Genomic DNA, 20,908 nt, shown 5'->3' on the forward strand with positions numbered 1-20,908 from the left:
AAACCAAGCTTTCAGCTCGCTCCAAGTGGCCTCGATCTAGACATTTAGAGGTGTATTCCGGCCCGGAGGGTCATAGATTCTTGTCGTATGCAGCTGTCTTGCGAGATCTTCGAGGGGTAAGCCCGAGAGACGAGACGACGGAAGGGTCGCGCGGAGGCGGTCGGACATCTTTTTCGGCATGCCTTCGTGCGCCCTGCCGTGACGTGCTCTCCCCGTTCGCATGTTGAATGAAGGAGAAGTTGTGATCTCAAGGACAATGAGGGTCGCCCGTTCCGTGGTCGTGGCGGCAGCGGCCACTGTGGCCGTGACCATGGCCATGCCCACGGGCAACGCGTTCGCCATCGACCACATCGAGTGCCGTGGCGGGGCGGACTTCCTGAAGATCTGGTCCCACCTGGACGGCAGGTCCAGCGTGGACTGCTACGCCAACAAGGGCCGGACCGGTTTCGGCTCGTGGTGGGTCGACCGCATTTCGACGGGCAACAACGATCTGATCTACTACGACGCGAACGGCGACTCGGTGCGCATCAACCGGTGGACCGACATCACTTTCCCGAGTCGTCCTCCGAGGGTCAAGGACATCGAAATCCTTTAGTGGGTGAGCGGGCGGTTCTCCGGGAAGGTCGTGCCGACGTTCGATCATTCCCGGACATGAATTCCTTCCCGTGCGGAATTCGGTTCCACGCGGGGGTCGACTGAATTCTCCCCGCTTGTCGATGCAGGCCGCGCGATTTCGGTGCGGCCTGCATCGGCCTGTTCCCGTGAATTCCGAGGGTTGTGGTCACGGGTACGCGGGGAAGGGGGAGGGACCTCCACCGATGACATGCCGGTCGGGAACGCAAGGGCTCGTGGCCCTTTGTGCGACTGCGCGCCTGCGCGACGGGCGGTCGGGTCCGGGCGGGCCCGGAGTCCGGCCCGCCGTCAGTCCTCGGACGGCACCCAGCCCGCCGCCGTGATCCGCTCCGCGTCGGCGGTCCGCCGCTCGTCGAAGAGGACGCGGTCGCCGGCCTCGACCCGCAGCGCGTCGACGTAGGCGCCACGGCCGACGTACAACCGGTCGGTCGTGTACCTCCAGCGCAGGGTGAGGGCCGCCGCGCCCGGCAGCTCCGCGTCGAGCCGGTGCCACACGCGCCCCGACCATCCGGTGGCCGTACCCGCGGGATGGTCCTCGGGGTCCTCCGACGGCCGCCGGGTCGTGAAGGGGACGGGCCGCCAGGTGGTGCCGCCGTCGGCGGAGGACTCCAGGAACAGGACGTCCGACCCGGGTTCGGTGTCCCACCACAGCGCGCAGCGAAGACGGGCCGGGCCGGTGGCCGTGTCGAGCGCGGGCAGCGTCAGGGTCGCGGTCGTCGCGCTCGCCGTTCCGGAGAACCAGGACGTACGGCCGCGTGCCGGGCGCACCGCGACGGCCCGCGCCAGATTGTTCCCGGCGGCGACCCGGGGAGCGGATCCGGACCGCCAGTTGCGCACGGGGTGGACGGAGTTGCCGAGGACGATCAGGAAGGAGTCGGTCGTCGGGTCGAGGACGAGGGAGGTGCCGGTGAAGCCGGTGTGACCGGCGGTGCGCGGTGTCGCCATCGCGCCCATGTACCAGTGCTGGTAGAGCTCGAAGCCGAGGCCGTGCTCGTCGCCCGGGAAGGCGGTGTTGAAGTCGGTGAACATCAGGTCCACCGACTCCGGCCGCAGGACGCGCGCCTTGCCGTAGGCGCCGCCGTTCAGCAGGGTGCGTCCGAGGACCGCGAGGTCCCAGGCGGTGGAGAAGACCCCGGCGTGACCGGCGACCCCGCCCAGGGAGTACGCGTTCTCGTCGTGGACCTCGCCCCACACGAGCCCCCGGTCCAGTCCCGACCAGGGCGCCCGCGCGTCCTCGGTGGCGGCGATCCGCGGTTTCCAGGAGGCGGGCGGGTTGTAGCGGGTGCGGTCCATGCCGAGGGGGCCGGTGATCTCCTCGCGCAGCAGGGTGTCGAGGCTCCGTCCGGTGATCCTCTCCAGGACCAGTTGGAGCGAGATCAGGTTCAGGTCGGAGTACAGGTAGGCGGTCCCGGGAGCGGCGATGAGCTTCTCGTTCCAGAGGAGCTGGAGCTTGCCCTCGCGGGTGGGCGCCTTGTACAGCGGGATCCAGGAGCGGAACCCGGAGGTGTGGGTGAGCAGTTGACGGACGGTCACGTCCTGCTTGCCGCCGCCCGCGAACTCCGGGAGGTACGAGGCGACGGCGGCCTCCAGTTCCAGGGTGCCGCGTTCCAACTGCTGCACCGCGAGGATCGAGGTGAACAGCTTGGACACGGAGGCGAGGTCGTAGACCGTGTCGCCCGAAGCCGGGATCTGCCGGTCGGCGGGGAACTCGACACCGGTGTCCGTCTTCTCGTCGTACGCCGCGTAGCGCACGGCCATGCCGATCGGCTGGTGCAGGGCCACGGTGCCGCCGCGCCCGGCGAGCAGGACGGCACCTGCGTACCAGGGGTGCCGGGGGGAGGGGCCGAGGAACGCCTCGGCGTCCGCCACGAGTCGGCGCAGATGGTCGGCGATCAGCCCGGCCTCCCGGGGCGTGCCGTGCCGCAGGGTCCGCCGGCCGTGCCCCGCCGAGGCCGCCGCCGGGCCCGCGGGGAAGGAGGCGAGGGCCACCGCCCCGCCCAGCGCCATGGCGCCCCTGCCCCACTGGCGGCGGGTGAGCCCGCCGCCCGCTCCGTCCCGTGTGCCTCTCGCCGGGTCCCGCACGCCTTCGGTCATCGGGAAGCCTCTCGCTCGCGTCGCCTGAAAGTATCTTTCCGGGTCTGCCGTGCCGAGTGAAACTTTCCGGTCAGGAGCGGGCGTGTCAACCCCGCCCGGCGCGTCCGGCGGTATCTGACGGAGTATCAGAAAAGGTCTTCCCTCGTCCGGACGTCTGCGGCATCCTGCGCCCATGCAGACGGAGCTGAGCAAGGAACTGGGAGTCGAGCACGCCGTCTTCGGCTTCACGCCGTTTCCCGCCGTCGCCGCGGCCATCTCTCGCGCGGGCGGATTCGGTGTGCTCGGCGCGGTCCGCTACACCGCCCCGGCGGACCTGGAGCGCGACCTCGACTGGATCGAGGCGAACGTCGACGGCAGGCCCTACGGTCTGGACGTCGTCATGCCCGCCAAGAAGGTCGAGGGCGTCAGCGAGGCCGACGTCGAGGCGATGATCCCCGAAGGGCACCGTCAGTTCGTCAGGGACACCCTCGCCAAGCACGGCGTCCCCGAACTCGACGAGGGCGAGGCGTCCGGCTGGCGCATCACCGGCTGGATGGAACAGGTCGCCCGCGGCCAGCTCGACGTCGCCTTCGACTACCCGATCAGACTCCTGGCCAACGCGCTGGGCTCACCGCCCGCCGACGTCGTCCGGCGCGCCCACGAGAAGGGGGTGCTCGTCGCGGCCCTCGCGGGCAGCGCCCGGCACGCGCGCAAGCACGCCGAGGCTGGTATCGACGTCGTCGTCGCCCAGGGGTACGAGGCCGGCGGGCACACGGGGGAGATCGCCTCGATGGTGCTCACGCCCGAAGTCGTCGACGCCGTAAGCCCGTTGCCCGTCCTGGCGGCGGGCGGCATCGGCAGCGGACAGCAGGTGGCCGCCGCGCTGAGTCTCGGCGCCCAGGGAGTGTGGCTCGGCTCGGTCTGGCTGACCGTGACGGAGGCCGACCTGCACTCCCCGGCCGTCACCCGCAAGCTCCTCGCGGCCGGCTCCGGCGACACCGTCCGCTCGCGCGCCCTGACCGGCAAGCCCGCCCGTCAGCTGCGCACCGAGTGGACCGACGCCTGGGACGACCCGGACGGCCCCGGCGCACTCCCCATGCCGCTCCAGGGACTCCTCGTCGCCGACGCCGTCTCCCGCATCCAGAAGTACGAGGTGGAGCCGCTGCTCGGCACCCCGGTCGGGCAGATCGTCGGCCGGATGAACAGCGAACGCTCCGTCCAGGAGGTCTTCGACGACCTGACCCGGGGCTTCGAACGCGCCGTCGACCGCATCAACCGCATCGCGGGCAGGGGAGAGCAGGCATGACCACAGCACCCAACGGCTTCTGGGCCCAGGCCGCCGCCGACCCCGGGCGGGTCGTCCTCGTCACCCCGGACGGCGAGGAGTGGACGGCGGGACGGCTGCACGAGGCGGCCAACCGGCTCGTCCACGGACTGCGGGCCGCGGGCCTCGAACGCGGCGACTCCTTCGCCGTCGTACTGCCCAACGGGGTCGAGTTCCTCGTCTCCTACCTCGCAGCCTCGCAGGCGGGCCTCTACCTCGTACCCGTCAACCACCACCTCGTCGGACCCGAGATCGCCTGGATCGTCTCCGACTCGGGAGCCAAGGTCCTCATCGCCCACGAACGGTTCGCCGACGCCGCCCGGGGCGCCGCCGACGAGGCGAAACTCCCCCCGGCGCAGCGGTACGCCGTCGGCGGGATCGAGGGCTTCAGGCCGTACGCCGAACTCCTCGACGGACAGCCCGGATCCGAGCCCGCCGACCGCACCCTCGGCTGGGTCATGAACTACACCTCGGGCACCACGGGCCGCCCGCGCGGCATCAGGCGCCCGCTGCCCGGCAAGCTCCCCGAGGAGTCGTACCTCGGCGGCTTCCTCGCCATTTTCGGCATCAGGCCGTTCGACGACAACGTGCACCTCGTCTGCTCCCCGCTCTACCACACCGCGGTCCTCCAGTTCGCGGGCGCCTCCCTGCACATAGGCCACCGACTGGTCCTGATGGACAAGTGGACGCCCGAGGAGATGCTGCGCGTCATCGACGCGCACCGGTGCACCCACACCCACATGGTGCCGACCCAGTTCCACCGGCTGCTGGCCCTCCCCGACGAGGTGAAGGACCGTTACGACGTCTCCTCGATGCGGCACGCCATCCACGGCGCCGCGCCCTGCCCCGACCATGTGAAACGGGCCATGATCGCGTGGTGGGGCGAGTGCGTCGAGGAGTACTACGCGGCCAGCGAGGGCGGCGGCGCCTTCGCGACCGCCGAGGACTGGCTGAAGAAGCCCGGTACCGTCGGCAAGGCCTGGCCCATCAGCGAACTGGCCGTCTTCGACGACGACGGCAACCGGCTGCCGCCCGGTGAACTCGGCACCGTCTACATGAAGATGAGCACCGGCGGATTCTCGTACCACAAGGACGAGGGCAAGACCCGGAAGAACCGCATCGGCGACTTCTTCACCGTCGGGGACCTCGGGCTGCTCGACGAGGACGGCTACCTCTTCCTCCGTGACCGCAAGATCGACATGATCATCTCGGGCGGGGTCAACATCTACCCGGCGGAGATCGAGGCGGCGCTGCTCTCCCACCCCGCCGTCGCCGACGCGGCCGCCTTCGGCATCCCGCACGACGACTGGGGTGAGGAGGTCAAGGCCGTGATCGAGGCCGCGCCGGGGCACGAGGCCGGACCGGCGCTCGCCGCCGACGTCCTCGCCCACTGCGAACGGCAGCTCGCCGGCTACAAGCGGCCCAGGAGCGTCGACTTCATCGCCGCCATGCCCCGCGACCCCAACGGCAAGCTGTACAAGCGACGGCTGCGCGACCCCTACTGGGAGGGCCGCACCCGGGCGATGTGACCCGCCCGCCACGCCACGGCGGCCGGCTCGCCCGCTCGCCCCGCCCGCCACGGCGGCCCACCGCGCTCACTTGACCTCGCCGTTGCGCGGATCGAGGATCACGTGCATGAAGCCTGGACACGGCAGTACGGTCGACGGGGTGCTGCGCCGCAGCGCCCGGCGCACACCGGCGCGGCGCGCCGTCGACTACCGAGAGCGCTCCTGGACGTATGCGGAACTGGACGAGGCCGTCTCCCGCGCGGCGACCGTCCTCCTCGACGAGGGGCTGTCCCCCGGGGACCGCGTGGGCGCCTACGGCCACAACTCGGACGCCTATCTGATCGGCTTCCTCGCCTGCGCCCGCGCCGGACTCGTCCACGTGCCGGTGAACCAGAACCTGACCGGCGACGACCTCGCCTACATCGTCGGCCAGTCGGGAAGTTCCTTGGTCCTGACCGACCCCGACCTCGCCGCCCGGCTCCCCGGGGGCACCCGGACCCTGCCGCTGCGCGACGCGGAGGACTCGCTCCTGCGGCGGCTGGAGGCGGCGCGCCCGTACGACGGTGAGGAGCCGCGCGGCGACACGCTCGTGCAACTGCTCTACACCTCGGGCACCACGGCGCTGCCCAAGGGCGCGATGATGACGCACCGGGCCCTGGTGCACGAGTACCTCAGCGCGATCACCGCCCTCGACCTGAGCGCCGGGGACCTGCCCGTGCACTCGCTGCCGCTCTACCACTCGGCGCAGATGCACGTGTTCCTGCTGCCCTACCTCGCCGTCGGTGCCTCGAACACCATCCTCGACGCGCCGGACGCGGACCGGCTCTTCGACCTGATCGAGGCGGGCCGTGCGGACAGCCTGTTCGCCCCGCCCACCGTGTGGATCGGCCTGTCCAACCGCCCCGACTTCGCCGAACGCGACCTGAGCGGGCTGCGCAAGGCGTACTACGGCGCGTCGATCATGCCGGTCCCCGTCCTGGAGAGGCTGCGCGAGCGGCTGCCGAAGCTCGCCTTCTACAACTGCTTCGGCCAGAGCGAGATCGGTCCCCTCGCCACGGTCCTCGGACCGGACGAGCACAAGGGCCGCATGGACTCGTGCGGCACTCCCGTCCTGTTCGTCGACGCGCGGGTCGTCGACGAGGACGGCAAGGACGTGCCCGACGGGACACCCGGTGAAATCGTCTACCGCTCACCGCAGTTGTGCGAGGGCTACTGGGACAAGCCGGAGGAGACGGCCGAGGCGTTCCGTGACGGCTGGTTCCACTCGGGGGACCTCGCCGTGCGCGACGCCCACGGCTACTTCACCGTGGTGGACCGGGTGAAGGACGTCATCAACTCCGGTGGTGTCCTGGTCGCCTCACGGCAGGTCGAGGACGCGCTGTACACGCACGAGTCGGTCGCCGAGGTGGCCGTCGTCGGACTCCCCGACGAGCGCTGGATCGAGGCCGTCACCGCGGTCGTCGTGCCCCGGGGCGAGGTCACCGAGGAGGAACTGATCGCCCACGCACGGGAGAAGCTCGCCCATTTCAAGGCGCCCAAGCGGGTCCTGTTCGTGGACGAGCTGCCCCGCAACGCCAGCGGGAAGATCCTGAAGCGCGAACTGCGGGACCGGTTCGGCCGGGTGTAGCGGACAGGGCCGCGGGGGTGTCAGGTACCCCGCGGCCCTGCCCGCGTCCGGTCAGGCACGCGGGCGCAGGTCCACGATCCGCTTCAGCTTGCCCACCGAACGTTCCAGGGACTCGGGCTCGACGATCTCCACCGTGACCGAGACACCGATCCCGTCCTTGATGCCCGCGGTGATCGCCCGCGCCGCCGCCTCGCGCGCCTCGGGCGTGGCGCCGGACCGGGCCTCCGCCCGGACGGTGAGCGCGTCGAGACGGCCCTCGCGGGTCAGCCGGAGCTGGAAGTGCGGGGCGACCCCCGGTGTCCGCAGCACGATCTCCTCGATCTGCGTCGGGAAGAGGTTCACCCCGCGCAGGATCACCATGTCGTCGCTGCGCCCGGTGATCTTCTCCATCCGGCGGAAGGACCGCGCCGTCCCGGGCAGCAGCCGGGTCAGGTCCCGGGTCCGGTAACGGATCACGGGCATGGCCTCCTTGGTGAGCGAGGTGAAGACCAGCTCGCCCTCCTCGCCGTCCGGCAGCACCTCGCCCGTGAAGGGGTCGACGACCTCCGGGTAGAAGTGGTCCTCCCAGATGTGCAGACCGTCCTTGGTCTCCACGCACTCCTGGGCGACACCGGGACCGATGACCTCCGAGAGCCCGTATATGTCGACCGCGTCGATCGCGAGCCGCTCCTCGATCTCGCGGCGCATCTCCTCGGTCCACGGCTCGGCCCCGAACACGCCGACCCGCAGCGAGGTGCCCCGCGGGTCCACGCCCTGGCGCTCGAACTCGTCGAGCAGGGTCAGCATGTACGACGGTGTCACCATGATGATCTCGGGCTTCAGGTCCTGGATCAGCTGGACCTGACGCGCCGTCATGCCGCCGGACGCGGGGATCACCGTGCAGCCGAGCCGTTCCGCGCCGTAGTGGGCGCCGAGTCCGCCCGTGAACAGTCCGTAGCCGTAGGCGATGTGGACCTTGTCGCCGGGCCGGCCGCCCGCCGCGCGGATCGAACGGGCCACCATGTCGGCCCACATGGACAGGTCGTTCTCCGTGTAGCCGACGACCGTGGGCCGCCCGGTCGTCCCGCTCGACGCGTGGATGCGCCGGATCCGCTCCTGCGGCACGGCGAACATCCCGTACGGGTAGTTCTCCCGCAGGTCCGCCTTCACCGTGAAGGGGAACCGGGCCAGGTCGGCGAGCGAGCGGCAGTCGTCGGGGTGCAGTCCGGCCTTGTCGAAGGACTCCCGGTAGAAGGGGACGTTCTGGTACGCGTGCCGCAGCGAGGCCCGCAGCCGCTCCAGCTGGAGTGCCCGCAGTTCCTCCGGGTCCAGCCGCTCGCCCACGTCGAGCAGGCCCTTCGAGTCCGTCGAGCCCGCCATCGCGCCCTCTCCTCGCCAACCATGCCATACCGGACGACCGATCATTCGGTCGTACCTTTCCGGACAGTAATTCAGGTGTCGGCCGTCAGTGCAAGGGGTCCGCGGAGCTTTTTGCGGGAATCGGGCCGAGTTGCCTGGTCAGCGCACCAGGGCGGGCCGCCTGGGGTCGAACTCCCACCCGGGTACGAGGTGACGCATGGCGACCGCGTCGTCACGGGCGCCGAGGGCCTCCTTCAGATACAGCTCGTGCGCCGCCAGCAGCCGGTCCATGTCCAGCTCGACGCCCAGCCCGGGGGCGTCCGGCAGCGCGATCTCGCCGTCGACGATGCGCGGCGGCGTGACCGTGAGCCGCTCCAGGCCCTCCTGCCAGATCCAGTGGGTGTCGAGGGCGTTGTACGGGCCCGGCGCCGCGGCCCCGCAGTGGGTGACCATGGCGAGCGAGATGTCGAAGTGGTTGTTGGAGTGGCAGCCCCAGGTCAGGCCCATCGCGTTGCACAGCTGGGCCACGCGCACCGAGCCCCGCATGGTCCAGAAGTGCGGGTCGGCCAGCGGGATCGAGACCGACTGGAGCGCCAGGGCGTGGGTCAGCTGCCGCCAGTCCGTGGCGATCATGTTGGTCGCCGTCGGCAGTCCCGTCGCCCGGCGGAACTCGGCCAGGACCTCCCGTCCCGAGTAGCCGTCCTCGGCGCCGCAGGGGTCCTCGGCGTAGGCCAGCGTGCCGACGAGGGGCCCGCACAGCTCGATCGCCTCGCGCAGCGACCAGGCGCCGTTGGGGTCGAGGGTGACGCGCGCCTCGGGGAAGCGGTCCTTGAGCGCGCGTACGGCCCGCACCTCCTCGGCGCCCTCCAGGACCCCGCCCTTGAGCTTGAAGTCACGGAACCCGTACAGCGCGTGGGCGGCCTCGGCCTGCCGGACGATCGCGGCGGGCGTGAGCGCCTCCTCGTGCCGCAGCCGGTACCAGTCCACGTCCGAGCCGTGCTCGCGGACGTACGGCAGATCCGTGCGGTCCGGGTCGCCGACGAAGAAGAGGTAGCCCAGCACCCGCACCCGGTCGCGCTGCCGCCCGTCGCCGAGGAGGGCGGCGACCGGTACGTCGAGGTGCCGGCCGAGCAGGTCGAGCAGGGCCGACTCGACGGCGGTGACGGCGTGGACGGTCGTGCGCAGGTCGAAGGTCTGGGCGCCGCGCCCGCCCGCGTCCCGGTCGCCGAAGCGGTCCCCGATCTCGCGCAGGACGCGCTGGTAGTCGCCCACCTTCGCCCCGAGGACCAGCGGCCCGGCCTCGCGCAGCGTCCGGGTGATCTTCTCCCCGCCCGGCACCTCGCCGAGCCCGGTCCGCCCCTCGGAGTCCTTCAGGACCACGACGTTGCGGGTGAACCAGGGGCCGTGGGCGCCCGACAGGTTCAGCTCCATGCAGTCCCGTCCGGCGACGGGGTAGACCGAGAACTCGGTGATCGTCGGTTGCTGACTCTTCATCACGATCCTTGTGTACGAGGGTGACCGGTGCCGGGGATCACAGGATGACGGCGGAGGGCCGGGCGGGGGACGGCTCGCTCCGGGCCCCGCCGGGCCGTCCCCCGCGTGCTTCAGGCGGGCCGGCGCACGGCTCCGACGAGGGCCAGCCCGGTGTCGAGGATCCGCTCCAGTGCGGACAGGTCGGCCGGGCCGGGGTCGGTGAGCGGCGCGCGCACCGGGCCGACGGGAAGGCCCCGCAGCCGTGCGGCGGCCTTGACCAGGGACACGGCGTAGCCGGGCACCTTGTCGCGCAGTTCGACGAACGGGACGTAGAAGTCGCGCAGCAGCTTGTTCACGGTCGCCTCGTCGCCGGTGCGCAGGGCGGCGAAGAAGGCGCCGGCGATCTCCGGGGCGAAGGCGTGGACGGCCGACGAATAGGCGGGGACGCCGACGGTGGCGTACGCGCGGGCCTGGATCTCGGCGGTGGCGGCTCCGTTGAAGAAGAGGAAGCCGTCGGGCGCGGCGAGCGTGAGGCGCTGGAGCCGGTCGAGGTCGCTGTGCCCGTCCTTGAGCCCGATGACGCCCGGGACCGCCGCGACGGCCCGCAGCCCCTCGGGGGTGAAGGCGACCGGACCGCGCTGGTAGGCGACGAGCGGCAGCCGGGTGCCGGCGGCGATCCGGCGCAGTTGCTCGACCAGGCCCGCCTCGGGGGCCTCGACGAGGTAGTGGGGCAGCACGAGGAGGGCGTCCGCGCCGGCCTCCTCCGCGATGCGGGCGAACCGCAGCGCCTGGGCCCATCCGTAGCCGGTGCCCGCGACCACGGGCATGCGGCCGTCCGCGATCTCGACCGTCGCCGTGACGATCGCGCGGTACTCGTCCTCGTCCAGCGCGCTGAACTCGCCGGTCCCGCAGGCGGGGAACACCGCGCCCGGAGCCGTGTCGAGCCGGCCGGTCAGGTAGGTCCGGTACGACTCCGGATCGAGGCCTCCGTTCTCCATGAAGCTCGTGAGCGGGAAGGACAGGACCCCGCTCGCCATGCCGTCCCGCAGCCGCTGGACCACGCGGTCCGGATCCGCGCTGAAGCCTGCCATGAGTTCCCATCCCTGTATACAGACGTCGTCCATGTATGAGAACTCAGGTTATGTTCGTGAATCCCGGGGGTCAATGGGGGAGGGCGCCCTGGATCCGCGGCCGTCGGCTTCGGCGGCTTCGTCGGCGTCGCGGGAGCGGTGGGAGTGATGGGAGTGACGAGAAAGGCGGGAGCGGCGGGTGCCGACACGGCGAGGCGGGCCCGCGGCGGGGGAGGCCGCGGGCCCGCCTCGTCCGGACCGGGCGCCCGCCGCCGCGGTGAAGGCGGCGCCGTCGGCGCCGTGGTGCCGGGACGCGCGGCCGGCCGTCACCCGCGGTCCGGGGCGGCGGAGGCCGACCGCGCGGAGTGCGCCGCCGGGATCATCCGGACCGTGCCGGCGGCTACCGGTCCGCCGCCACCGCCACCTCCCGCGCCCACCGGTAGTCGGCCTTGCCGCTCGGTGACCGCTGGACGGAGTCCGTGATCACCAGCTGGCGCGGGACCTTGTACCCGGCCAGACGGGTCCGGCAGTGGGCCTGGATGTCGTCGAGGGAGACCCGCGGCGCGCCCGCGCGGAGCTGGACGACGGCCGCCACGTGATTGCCCCACTTCGGGTCGGGCACTCCGGCGACCAGGGCGTCGTACACGTCCGGATGCGACTTGAGGGCCTGCTCGACCTCCTCGGGGTAGACCTTCTCGCCGCCGGTGTTGATGCACTGCGAGCCGCGGCCGAGGACGACGACGACGCCCTCCTCGTCGACCGTGGCCATGTCGCCGAGCAGCACCCAGCGCTCGTCGCCCTTGCGGAAGAACGTCTCGGCGGTCTTCTTCGGGTCGTTGTAGTACCCGAGGGGCACGTGGCCGCGCTGTGCGACCCGTCCCGGCTCGCCGACCGCGACCGGCTCGTGCGTCACCGGATCCACCACCTGCGTACGGGCGTTGACGCGGATCCGGAAGCCGCGCCCGGGGCCGGAGTCGGCCGTCGCCGTGCCGTTGAAGCCGGACTCCGAGGAGCCGAAGTTGTTGAGGAGCATCACGTTCGGGACGAGCGCCTGGAACTGTTCGCGCACGGTGTCCGACATGATCGCGCCGGACGAGGACACGCTGAACAGGGCGGAGCAGTCCGTGCCCTTCGAGGGGCCGCTCAAGGCGTCGATCAGGGGCCGCAGCATCGCGTCGCCGACCAGCGACACGCTGGTCACCTTCTCCCTCTCGATCGTCCGCAGGACCTCCTCGGGCGCGAACTTGCGGTGGAGCACGACACGTTGGCCGAAGTTGAAGGCGATGAAGGCGGTGAGCGTGGAGGTGCCGTGCATCAGCGGGGGAGTGGGGAAGAAGGTGATCCCGGCGCCGCCGGCCGCGACGCGCTCGGCGAGTTCCTCGGGCCTCGTCACCGGCTCGCCGGTCGGCGCGCCGCCGCCGAGGCCGGCGAAGAACAGGTCCTCCTGCCGCCACATCACCCCCTTGGGCATCCCCGTGGTGCCGCCGGTGTAGATGATGAACTGGTCGTCCGCGGAACGCGGGGCGAAGCCGCGCAGGGGCGAGCCGGCGGCCTCGGCGTCCCCGAACTCGACGGCGTCCGCCGCGCCTTCGGCGCCTGCCGGGCCCTCCGCGCCCGCCGTTCCCTCGGTGTCCGCCGCGCCCGCTCCGGGCAGGGCGGCCCCCACCCGGACGAGATGCCGCAACCGCGGCGCCCGCAGCCGTGCCGCCGCCACCCGGCCGGTGAACTCCGCGTCGAAGACCAGCGCCACCAGGTCGGCGTCCTGGTAGAGGTAGGCCAGCTCTTCCTCCACGTAGCGGTAGTTGACGTTGACCGGGACGATCCGGGCCTTCAGGCAGGCCAGCACCGTCTGGAGGTACTCGACGCCGTTGTACAGATGGAGGCCGAGGTGTTCGCCGGGGCGAATCCCGCTGTCGATCAGATGGTGCGCCACGCGGTTCGCGGCCGCGTCCAACTGGGCGTACGTCAGGCGGCGTTCCGCTCCCGTGCCCGGGTGGTCGAGGTGGACGAGGGCCTCGCGGTCCGGGACCACGTCGACGACCGACTCGAACAGGTCGGCAAGGTTGTACTCCACCGCTCCTCCTGACCGTGCACGTCCGTGGCCGTGTTCCCCGGAGCGTGTCCGCCCCGGACCCGACGGTCATCAGAGCAAAGCTCGAGGCACGAGGGAAGGGTCCCCGCACAAGAAATCTGACTGACTGTCAGAAAACTCTTGTACTGGCACGACGCCTCCTGCAACCTGTTCTCGCATCCGAGACGGGAGGACACCCATGGGTGGGACCGAACACCTCACCGTGCAGCGCGAAGGCGCCACACTGGTGCTCACGCTCAACAGGCCCGAGGCCAGGAACGCGCTCTCGCTGCCGATGCTGGTCGGCCTGTACGACGGCTGGGTCGAGGCCGACGAGGACGACGCGATCCGCTCGATCGTGCTCACCGGCGCCGGCGGTGCCTTCTGCGCCGGGATGGACCTCAAGGCGCTGGCGGGCAAGGGCATGGAGGGCGAGCAGTACCGGGACCGGCTCAAGGCCGACCCCGATCTGCACTGGAAGGCCATGCTGCGCCACCACCGCCCGCGCAAGCCGGTGATCGCGGCCGTCGAAGGGCACTGCGTCGCGGGCGGCACCGAGATCCTCCAGGGCACCGACATCCGGGTCGCGGGAGCCTCCGCCACCTTCGGGCTCTTCGAGGTCAGGCGCGGACTCTTCCCGATCGGCGGCTCGACGGTACGGCTGCAACGCCAGATCCCGCGCACCCACGCCCTCGAGATGCTCCTGACCGGGCGCCCGTACACCGCCCAGGAGGCCGCGGACATCGGACTGATCGGCCATGTCGTGCCCGACGGCACGGCGCTGGAGAAGGCGCTCGCCGTCGCCGAGCAGATCAACGCCTGCGGTCCGCTCGCCGTCGAGGCCGTCAAGGCGTCCGTGTACGAGACCGCCGAACTCACCGAGACCGACGGCCTCGCCGCCGAACTGCGGCGCGGCTGGCCGGTCTTCGACACCGCCGACGCCAAGGAAGGCTCCCGCGCCTTCGCCGAGAAGCGCCCGCCCGTCTACCGGCGCGCCTGACCCGCAAGCCCCGTCCCGGACACGTCCCGTCCGCCCCGCGGACACGGCGCGTCCGGCCGTCGGAAGGAGAGATCCGCCGATGCCCGAAGCCCTCAAAGCCCCCCTCGTCGTCGAGTTCCCCTTCACCCGCTCGCTCGGACCCGTGCAGAGCGCCTTCCTCACGGGCCTGCGCGAACAGGTCGTCCTCGGCGTGCGGACCGCCGACGGGCGCACCCTCGTCCCGCCCGTCGAGTACGACCCCGTCACCGCCGACGAGCTGCGCGACCTCGTCGAGGTGGCCCCCACCGGAACCGTCACCACCTGGGCCTGGAACCACGAACCCCGCCGCGGCCAGCCCCTCACCACCCCCTTCGCCTGGGTCCTGGTCAGGCTCGACGGCGCCGACACCGCACTGCTGCACGCCCTCGACGCCCCCGGCCCCGACGCCGTGCGCACCGGCATGCGCGTCCGCGTCCGCTGGGCCGCCGAGCGCTCCGGCACCATCACCGACATCGCCTGCTTCGAGCCGTACGACGGCGCGACCGCCGAACCCGCGGGCCACGACGGCCGGTTCGAGGACATGGTCACCGGGATCGTCGCCCCCGCACGGCTCGACTACGTCTACTCACCGGGCCGCGCCCAGACCGCCTACATAGCGGGCCTCGCCGAGCGGCGGACCGTCGGCGAACGCTGCCCCTCCTGCCGCAAGGTGTACGTCCCGTCCAGGGGCGCCTGCCCCACCTGCGGGGTGGCCACCTCAGAACGGGTCGAGGTCGGCCCCCGCGGCACCGTCACCACGTACTGCATCGTCAACATCAAGGCCAAGAACCTCGACATCGAAGTCCCCTACGTCTACGCGCACATCGCCCTCGACGGCGCCGACCTCGCGCTGCACGGCCGGATCGGCGGCATCCCCTACGACGAGGTCCGGATGGGCCTGCGCGTGGAACCCGTGTGGTCCGAGGGCGGCCGTTACCCCGACCACTACCGGCCCACCGGGGAACCGGACGCGGACTACGAGACGTACAAGGAGATGCTGTAGATGGAGCCCATCAGGGACATCGCCGTCGTCGCCTTCGCGCAGAGCGACCACCGGCGCACCTCCGACGAGCTCTCCGAGGTGGAGATGCTCCTCCCGGTCCTGCACGAGGTCCTCGACCGGACGGGCCTGAAGGCCGGTGACATCGGCTTCACCTGCTCCGGCTCCAGCGACTACCTCGCGGGCCGCGCCTTCTCCTTCACCATGGCGCTCGACGGAGTCGGCGCCTGGCCCCCGATCTCCGAGTCGCACGTCGAGATGGACGGCGCCTGGGCGCTGTACGAGGCCTGGACCAAACTGCTGACCGGAGACGCCGACACCGCGCTCGTCTACTCCTACGGCAAGTCGTCCCCCGGCTCCGTGCGCGACGTCCTGACGCGGCAGCTGGACCCGTACTACGTGGCCCCGCTGTGGCCCGACTCGGTCGCCCTCGCCGCCCTCCAGGCGCGGGCGCTCATCGACGCGGGCGAGACCGACGAACGGGAACTCGCCTCGGTCGCCGCCCGGAGCAGGGCCGACGCGAGTGCCAACTCCCACGCGCAGCTGCGCGGTCCGGTGCCCCAGGGCGACTACCTCGTACGGCCGCTGCGCACCGGCGACTGCCCGCCCGTCGGCGACGGCGCCGCCGCCGTGATCCTCGCCGCGGGCGACCGGGCCCGTGAGCTGTGCGAGCGGCCCGCCTGGATCCGGGGCATCGACCACCGCATCGAGGCCCACTCCCTCGGGGTGCGCGACCTGACCGACTCACCCTCCGCCCGGCTCGCGGCCGAACGGGCGGGAGCCTTCGAACGGCCGGTGGACACGGCCGAGTTGCACGCGCCCTTCACCTCCCAGGAAGTCGTCCTGCGCAAGGCGCTGCGGCTCGGCGACGGCGTGCGCGTCAACCCCTCGGGAGGAGCCCTCGCCGCCAACCCGGTCATGGCGGCGGGCCTCGTCCGCATCGGCGAGGCCGCGGCGCGCGTCCACCGCGGGGAGTCCGACCGGGCGCTCGCCCACGCCACCTCCGGCCCCTGCCTCCAACAGAACCTGGTCGCCGTACTCGAAGGGGACGCCCGATGAGCAAGGAGCCCGTGGCCGTCGTAGGTGTCGGCCAGACCAAGCACGTGGCGGCACGCCGGGACGTGTCCATCGCCGGACTCGTCCGCGAGGCAGCCCTGCGCGCTCTCGCCGACGCCGAGCTGACGTGGGCCGACATCGACGCCGTCGTCATCGGCAAGGCGCCCGACTTCTTCGAGGGCGTCATGATGCCCGAGCTGTACCTGGCCGACGCCCTCGGCGCGACCGGGAAACCGATGCTCCGGGTGCACACGGCGGGCTCCGTCGGCGGCTCGACGGCCCTCGTCGCCGCCAACCTCGTCGCCGGCCGCGTCCACGGCACGGTCCTGACCCTCGCCTACGAAAAACAGTCCGAATCCAACGCCATGTGGGGCCTGTCCCTGCCCATCCCCTTCCAGCAGCCGCTGCTCGCCGGCGCGGGCGGCTTCTTCGCCCCGCACGTACGCGCCTACATGCGGCGCACCGGCGCCCCCGACACCGTCGGCTCGCTCGTCGCGTACAAGGACCGCCGCAACGCGCTGAAGAACCCGTACGCGCACCTCCACGAGCACGACATCACCCTGGAGAAGGTCCAGGCCTCACCCATGCTCTGGGACCCGATCCGCTACTCGGAGACCTGCCCCTCCTCCGACGGGGCCTGCGCGATGATCCTCACCGACCGCGCGGGAGCGGCCCGTTCACCCCGCCCACCCGCCTGGATGCACGGCGGCGCGATGCGCAGCGAACCCACCCTGTTCGCCGGCAAGGACTTCGTCTCCCCGCAGGCCGGCAAGGACTGCGCGGCGGACGTGTACCGCCAGGCCGGGATCGCGGACCCCCGCCGCGACATCGACGCCGTCGAGATGTACGTGCCGTTCTCCTGGTACGAGCCCATGTGGCTGGAGAACCTCGGCTTCGCCGACGAGGGCGAGGGATGGAAACTCACCGAGTCGGGCGTGACCGAACTGGAGGGCGACCTGCCCGTCAACATGTCGGGCGGTGTCCTGTCCACCAATCCGATCGGCGCCTCCGGCATGATCCGCTTCGCCGAGGCGGCCCTCCAGGTGCGCGGCCAGGCCGGAGAACACCAGGTCGACGGGGCTCGCCGGGTCCTCGGGCACGCCTACGGCGGCGGATCCCAGTTCTTCTCGATGTGGCTGGTCGGCGCCGCGCCGCCCACCTCCTGAAACCCTCCCCCTCACATGGCCTGTGCGCGGCAGGGGCCGATCGCTAGGCTGGCCGCGGACGACGAACCGGGAGGAGCAGGACGTGGCCGAGAGCACCATCGAGCAGCACCCGCTCGCGGGCTGGGACAAGCCGGAGCTGGACCTCAGCAACGCCGACTGGCAGTCCAGCAGCCGAGGGCGGGGCGATGTCCAGATCGCCTTCGTCGAGGGCTTCATCGCGATGCGCAACAGTGGCCGTCCCCAGAGTCCTTCCCTGATCTTCACCCCCGCGGAGTGGGGGGCGTTCGTATCGGGGGCCCGCGAGGGCGAGTTCGACCTGACCTGAACCGACGGCCGCCGGGCCCCGCCCTCCAGGCGCCGGGCAGGGGCGGCGGCCCGGGGCGCCGTGCCCGCGGGACCGCCCGCCGTCCCGGTCCTCCCGCGACCGTGCCGTCGTGCGGAAGGTTCCGACCAGGAGCGCGCGAACGGGCTGCCCCGCCGATGATCGGGGCGTACGCTGAGGTGCCTGGAGGTCACGGTCCGCATCCGCTCCCCGCGCGGACGCGCGATCGTGGCAGGGGGTGATCATGGGGCAACGCAGCCTTCGCAGCCGTCGGACGCTCTTCGAGCGAGAGGGCGAACTCTCGGCCGCCGACGAGGCGTTGAGCGATCTGGTCGGCCTGCGCCAGGAACCCGGCGAACCACCGGGCCGCTCCCGCGGCGCGCTCCTCGCCTTCGCCGGACGCGCCGGAATCGGCAAGACGACCCTCCTCGGCGAGGTCCGAAGGCGCTCCACGGTCAAGGGCTGCACCGTGCTGAGCGCGCGCGGCGGAGAACAGGAACAGCGCGTCGCCTTCCACGTCGCCCGGCAGCTCCTGCAACCCCAGCTCGCCGGATTCTCCGAAGCCGAACTCCGCGCCTCCCTGGGCAGTTGGTACGCCATCGTCGGCCCCGCGCTCGGCCTGTGCGCGCCCTCCGAGGGCGCCCCGCCCGACCAGCAGGGCCTGCGCGCCGGACTCGACTGGGTGCTCACCCACCTCGCCGTGCAGCGCGCCCCCATGGTGCTCCTCCTGGACGACGCGCACTGGGCCGACGCCGAATCGCTGAGCTGGCTGGCCGCGTTCGCCCCCCGCGCCGAACAGCTCCCCCTGCTCCTCGTCGTCGCCTACCGCCCCGACGAACTCCCCGAACACGCCGAGGCGTTCAGGGGACTTCCCGGCCGCGCCGGACAACGACCCATCGGCCTCGAACCGCTCAGCGCCGCGGCCGTCGCCCGGCTCGTCCGGGAAGACCTCGGCACCCAGGCCGACGACGCGTTCTGCCGCGAGTGCTGGGCGGTCACCGCGGGCAACCCGTTCGAGGCCGTCGAGCTGACCGCCAAGGTCCGCGACCGCGGCCTCACCCCGACCGAGGACGGAGCGCACCTCCTGCGCGACCTCGCCGCCGCGGTCAAGGGCAACGGCATCGTCGCCCGCCTCGAACGCCTCGGCACCGCGACCGTCCGCTTCGCCTGGGCCTGCGCCGTGCTCGGCACCGAGATCCGCCCCGCGCTCGCCGCCGCCGTCGCGGGCCTCGGCCCCGAGGAGGCCGCCGACGCGGCCGACGCCCTGCGCGCCGCCCGCGTCCTGACCGGCGCCGACCCCCTCGAATTCGTCCACCCGCTGATCGCCACCGCCGTCTACCGCGACATCCCCGGCAGCGTCCGCGTGGCCCTGCACGGCCAGGCCGCCTGGTGCGTGATCGACGAGGGCCTCGGTCCGGCCGCCGCCGGCCGCCACCTCATGGAGACCCACCCGGACGGCGACACCTGGATCGTCCAGCAGCTGCGCGCCGCGGCCCGCGAGACCCAGCGCGCCGGAGCCCCCGACGCGGCCCGCAGCTACCTCGCGCGCGCCCTGCGCGAACCGCCGCCCCTCGGGGACCGCGCCGCGGTCCTGTACGAACTGGGCTGCGCGTCCCTGCTCACCGAGCCGACGAACACCGTCAACCATCTGCGCGCCGCCCTCGAGGAACCGATCACCGACCCCGAGCTGCGCCACAACATCGTCTACCGCCTGTCCCAGGTGCTCGCGCACAGCGACCGCCTCGCCGAGGCCTCCGAGACCCTCGCCCGCGAGATCCCGGTCACCGGAGACGCCCGGGTACGTCTGCGCATGCAGTCCGAGCAGTTCATGTGGGACGCCTTCCGCGCCGACGAACCCGACTCGCCCGCCCGCTCCCGACGGCTCGCCCGCCTCGCCGACCGGCTCACCGGCCACGACCTCACCGAGCGCTACGTCATCGGACTGCGGGCCTGGGACGCCACCCTGCGCGGCGAACCCGCCCCCGTCGCCCTCCACCACGCCGAGCGCGCCCTGGCCGGAGGCCTCGGCTGGGCCGAGGCCGACCGCGGCTTCGAGGTCCCGGTCCTGGTCGCCATGACCTTCATGTACGCCGACCGGCCCGGCCGGACCGAGGAACTCTTCGCCACCGGGATCGCCGACTTCGAATCACAGGGCTGGCACGGCGCCCACCTCTCCTTCGGCTACACGATCCTGGGATACGTCCGCTTCCGCCGCGGCCGTCTCGTCGAGGCCGAGGACTTCGTCCGCGCGGGCCTTAGGCTCGCCGAACGCGTCGGGCCCGGCACCCCCGTCCACTGGTACGCGGTGGGCACCCTCATCCAGGTCCTGCTCGCCCGGGGCCGGGTCGAACAGGCCGCCCGCATCGGCGAGGCCTACGCCTTCCACGCCCCCTTCTCGGCCGCCGTGACCTTCCCCGACGCCCAGACCGTGTACGGCGAACTCCTGCTCGCCCGCGGCCTCACGAAGGACGCCGCCGCCGAGCTCACGTCCGCCGGCCGCCGCCTCGACCCGCGCGGCATGCGCAACCCGGCCTGGTGTCCCTGGCAGCTCCACCTCGCCCGCGCCGAGCACCACGAAGCCCCGGAGCGCGCCGTCGCCACGGCACTCGAAGCGGTGAACCGCGCCCGCCAGTACGGCGCCCCCTCCACCATCGGCCACGCCCTGCGCGTCGCCGCCGAGGTCTCGCCCGGACCGGAGCGCGTCCCGCTCCTGGAGGAGTCCGTCGGCCATCTGGAGCGCTCCCCGGCCGCCTACGAACTGGCCTGCTCCCTGGTCGCCCTGGGCACCGAACTGCGCCGCGCCGGGCGCCCCGGGGAAGCCGCCGAGCACCTCTACCGCGGCCTCGACGCCGCGGTCCAGTGCGGGGCCGACGGACTGATCGAGGACGCACGCGACGAGCTGACCTCGGCGGGACTGCGGTCGCGCCGCCTGCACAGCACCGAGACGAACACCCTCACCGCCCGCGAGCGCACCGCCGCCGCGCTCACCGCGCGGGACCGGACCCCGGCCCAGATCGCCGAGGAGCTGCACATCGACGAGCACGCCGTCGCCCGGCTCCTTTCGGCGGTCTACCGCAAGGTCGGCACCGACCGCAGGGGACTCGCCGCCGCGTTGGGGGACCAGGCCACGTCCTGACGCCGCCGGACCGTCCGCCCCGGCCCGCGCGGCCCCGCGGACCGGCCCACGCCGCGCCCGCCGACCCGGTGTGCGCGGCGCCCGTGGACCCCG

The 20,908-nt window shown here is 72.3% G+C and carries 15 protein-coding genes; 10 read left to right on the forward strand and 5 right to left on the reverse strand.

Going from position 1 to position 20,908, the window contains the following annotated elements; translation table 11 throughout:
* Positions 1 to 256: 256 nt before the first annotated feature.
* A complete protein-coding gene (locus CW362_RS15435; protein ID WP_376450088.1) occupies positions 257 to 595 on the forward strand; it encodes a beta/gamma crystallin domain-containing protein in 339 nt (112 codons plus the stop codon).
* A 326-nt stretch (positions 596 to 921) separates the two neighbouring features.
* Here CW362_RS15435 and CW362_RS15440 read toward each other — a convergent pair whose 3' ends face one another.
* A complete protein-coding gene (locus CW362_RS15440) occupies positions 922 to 2,727 on the reverse strand; it encodes a serine hydrolase domain-containing protein (protein WP_103550026.1) in 1,806 nt (601 codons plus the stop codon).
* A 172-nt stretch (positions 2,728 to 2,899) separates the two neighbouring features.
* On the opposite strand from CW362_RS15440, the gene CW362_RS15445 reads away from it, so the two are divergent.
* The 3 genes from CW362_RS15445 (at position 2,900) to CW362_RS15455 (ending at position 7,165) form a co-directional block, all read left to right on the forward strand.
* Positions 2,900 to 4,012 carry an NAD(P)H-dependent flavin oxidoreductase gene (locus CW362_RS15445; RefSeq protein WP_103550027.1) on the forward strand — a complete coding sequence of 371 codons (1,113 nt, stop codon included), beginning with the start codon at positions 2,900 to 2,902 and terminating at the stop codon, positions 4,010 to 4,012.
* On the forward strand, positions 4,009 to 5,559 hold the full coding sequence (locus tag CW362_RS15450) for an acyl-CoA synthetase (protein WP_103550028.1): 1,551 nt from the start codon (positions 4,009 to 4,011) through the stop codon (positions 5,557 to 5,559). Before CW362_RS15445 ends, CW362_RS15450 begins: the two co-directional genes overlap by 4 nt.
* Before the next feature lie 106 nt (positions 5,560 to 5,665).
* Positions 5,666 to 7,165, forward strand: coding sequence for an acyl-CoA synthetase (locus tag CW362_RS15455; RefSeq protein ID WP_103550029.1), 1,500 nt, complete (start codon positions 5,666 to 5,668; stop codon positions 7,163 to 7,165).
* A 51-nt stretch (positions 7,166 to 7,216) separates the two neighbouring features.
* Here CW362_RS15455 and paaK read toward each other — a convergent pair whose 3' ends face one another.
* The 4 genes from paaK to CW362_RS15475 form a co-directional block, all read right to left on the reverse strand.
* Entirely contained in the window at positions 7,217 to 8,524 is a 1,308-nt protein-coding gene (gene paaK / locus CW362_RS15460) for a phenylacetate--CoA ligase PaaK (RefSeq protein ID WP_103550030.1), read from the reverse strand.
* A gap of 138 nt (positions 8,525 to 8,662) precedes the next feature.
* Positions 8,663 to 9,997: an enolase C-terminal domain-like protein gene (locus CW362_RS15465; RefSeq protein ID WP_103550031.1), complete on the reverse strand. Its 1,335-nt coding sequence runs from the start codon at positions 9,995 to 9,997 to the stop codon at positions 8,663 to 8,665.
* 110 nt (positions 9,998 to 10,107) lie between these two features.
* Positions 10,108 to 11,067, reverse strand: coding sequence for a 5-dehydro-4-deoxyglucarate dehydratase (locus CW362_RS15470; protein WP_103550054.1), 960 nt, complete (start codon positions 11,065 to 11,067; stop codon positions 10,108 to 10,110).
* A 379-nt stretch (positions 11,068 to 11,446) separates the two neighbouring features.
* Positions 11,447 to 13,120 carry an acyl-CoA synthetase gene (locus tag CW362_RS15475; protein WP_103550032.1) on the reverse strand — a complete coding sequence of 558 codons (1,674 nt, stop codon included), beginning with the start codon at positions 13,118 to 13,120 and terminating at the stop codon, positions 11,447 to 11,449.
* A gap of 196 nt (positions 13,121 to 13,316) precedes the next feature.
* On the opposite strand from CW362_RS15475, the gene CW362_RS15480 reads away from it, so the two are divergent.
* The 6 genes from CW362_RS15480 (at position 13,317) to CW362_RS15505 (ending at position 20,815) form a co-directional block, all read left to right on the forward strand.
* Positions 13,317 to 14,117, forward strand: coding sequence for a crotonase/enoyl-CoA hydratase family protein (locus CW362_RS15480; RefSeq protein ID WP_103550033.1), 801 nt, complete (start codon positions 13,317 to 13,319; stop codon positions 14,115 to 14,117).
* Between the two features lie 79 nt (positions 14,118 to 14,196).
* Positions 14,197 to 15,138, forward strand: coding sequence for a Zn-ribbon domain-containing OB-fold protein (locus tag CW362_RS15485; protein ID WP_103550034.1), 942 nt, complete (start codon positions 14,197 to 14,199; stop codon positions 15,136 to 15,138).
* Positions 15,139 to 16,194, forward strand: coding sequence for a thiolase domain-containing protein (locus CW362_RS15490; RefSeq protein WP_103550035.1), 1,056 nt, complete (start codon positions 15,139 to 15,141; stop codon positions 16,192 to 16,194).
* Positions 16,191 to 17,357 (forward strand): thiolase domain-containing protein, encoded by a 1,167-nt coding sequence (locus tag CW362_RS15495; RefSeq protein ID WP_103550036.1) that lies wholly within the window; start codon positions 16,191 to 16,193, stop codon positions 17,355 to 17,357. The genes CW362_RS15490 and CW362_RS15495 overlap by 4 nt, the downstream gene beginning before the upstream one ends.
* A gap of 82 nt (positions 17,358 to 17,439) precedes the next feature.
* On the forward strand, positions 17,440 to 17,682 hold the full coding sequence (locus CW362_RS15500; protein WP_037615767.1) for a DUF397 domain-containing protein: 243 nt from the start codon (positions 17,440 to 17,442) through the stop codon (positions 17,680 to 17,682).
* 241 nt (positions 17,683 to 17,923) lie between these two features.
* Positions 17,924 to 20,815, forward strand: a complete 2,892-nt coding sequence (locus CW362_RS15505; protein WP_103550055.1) for an ATP-binding protein — start codon at positions 17,924 to 17,926, stop codon at positions 20,813 to 20,815.
* The last annotated feature ends 93 nt before the right edge of the window (positions 20,816 to 20,908 follow it).

Origin of the sequence: Streptomyces populi, assembly GCF_002911015.1 — a bacterium.
Classification (GTDB): Bacteria; Actinomycetota; Actinomycetes; order Streptomycetales; family Streptomycetaceae; genus Streptomyces; species Streptomyces populi.

Coding starts and splice junctions, on each gene's coding strand:
- CW362_RS15455 (WP_103550029.1), top strand. CDS start 5,666: ATGAAGCCTGGACACGGCAGTACGGTCGACGGGGTGCTGCGCCGCAGC.
- paaK (WP_103550030.1), bottom strand. CDS start 8,524: ATGGCGGGCTCGACGGACTCGAAGGGCCTGCTCGACGTGGGCGAGCGG.
- CW362_RS15435 (WP_376450088.1), top strand. CDS start 257: ATGAGGGTCGCCCGTTCCGTGGTCGTGGCGGCAGCGGCCACTGTGGCC.
- CW362_RS15450 (WP_103550028.1), top strand. CDS start 4,009: ATGACCACAGCACCCAACGGCTTCTGGGCCCAGGCCGCCGCCGACCCC.
- CW362_RS15490 (WP_103550035.1), top strand. CDS start 15,139: ATGGAGCCCATCAGGGACATCGCCGTCGTCGCCTTCGCGCAGAGCGAC.
- CW362_RS15480 (WP_103550033.1), top strand. CDS start 13,317: ATGGGTGGGACCGAACACCTCACCGTGCAGCGCGAAGGCGCCACACTG.
- CW362_RS15440 (WP_103550026.1), bottom strand. CDS start 2,727: ATGACCGAAGGCGTGCGGGACCCGGCGAGAGGCACACGGGACGGAGCG.
- CW362_RS15495 (WP_103550036.1), top strand. CDS start 16,191: ATGAGCAAGGAGCCCGTGGCCGTCGTAGGTGTCGGCCAGACCAAGCAC.
- CW362_RS15470 (WP_103550054.1), bottom strand. CDS start 11,067: ATGGCAGGCTTCAGCGCGGATCCGGACCGCGTGGTCCAGCGGCTGCGG.
- CW362_RS15465 (WP_103550031.1), bottom strand. CDS start 9,997: ATGAAGAGTCAGCAACCGACGATCACCGAGTTCTCGGTCTACCCCGTC.
- CW362_RS15485 (WP_103550034.1), top strand. CDS start 14,197: ATGCCCGAAGCCCTCAAAGCCCCCCTCGTCGTCGAGTTCCCCTTCACC.
- CW362_RS15445 (WP_103550027.1), top strand. CDS start 2,900: ATGCAGACGGAGCTGAGCAAGGAACTGGGAGTCGAGCACGCCGTCTTC.
- CW362_RS15505 (WP_103550055.1), top strand. CDS start 17,924: ATGGGGCAACGCAGCCTTCGCAGCCGTCGGACGCTCTTCGAGCGAGAG.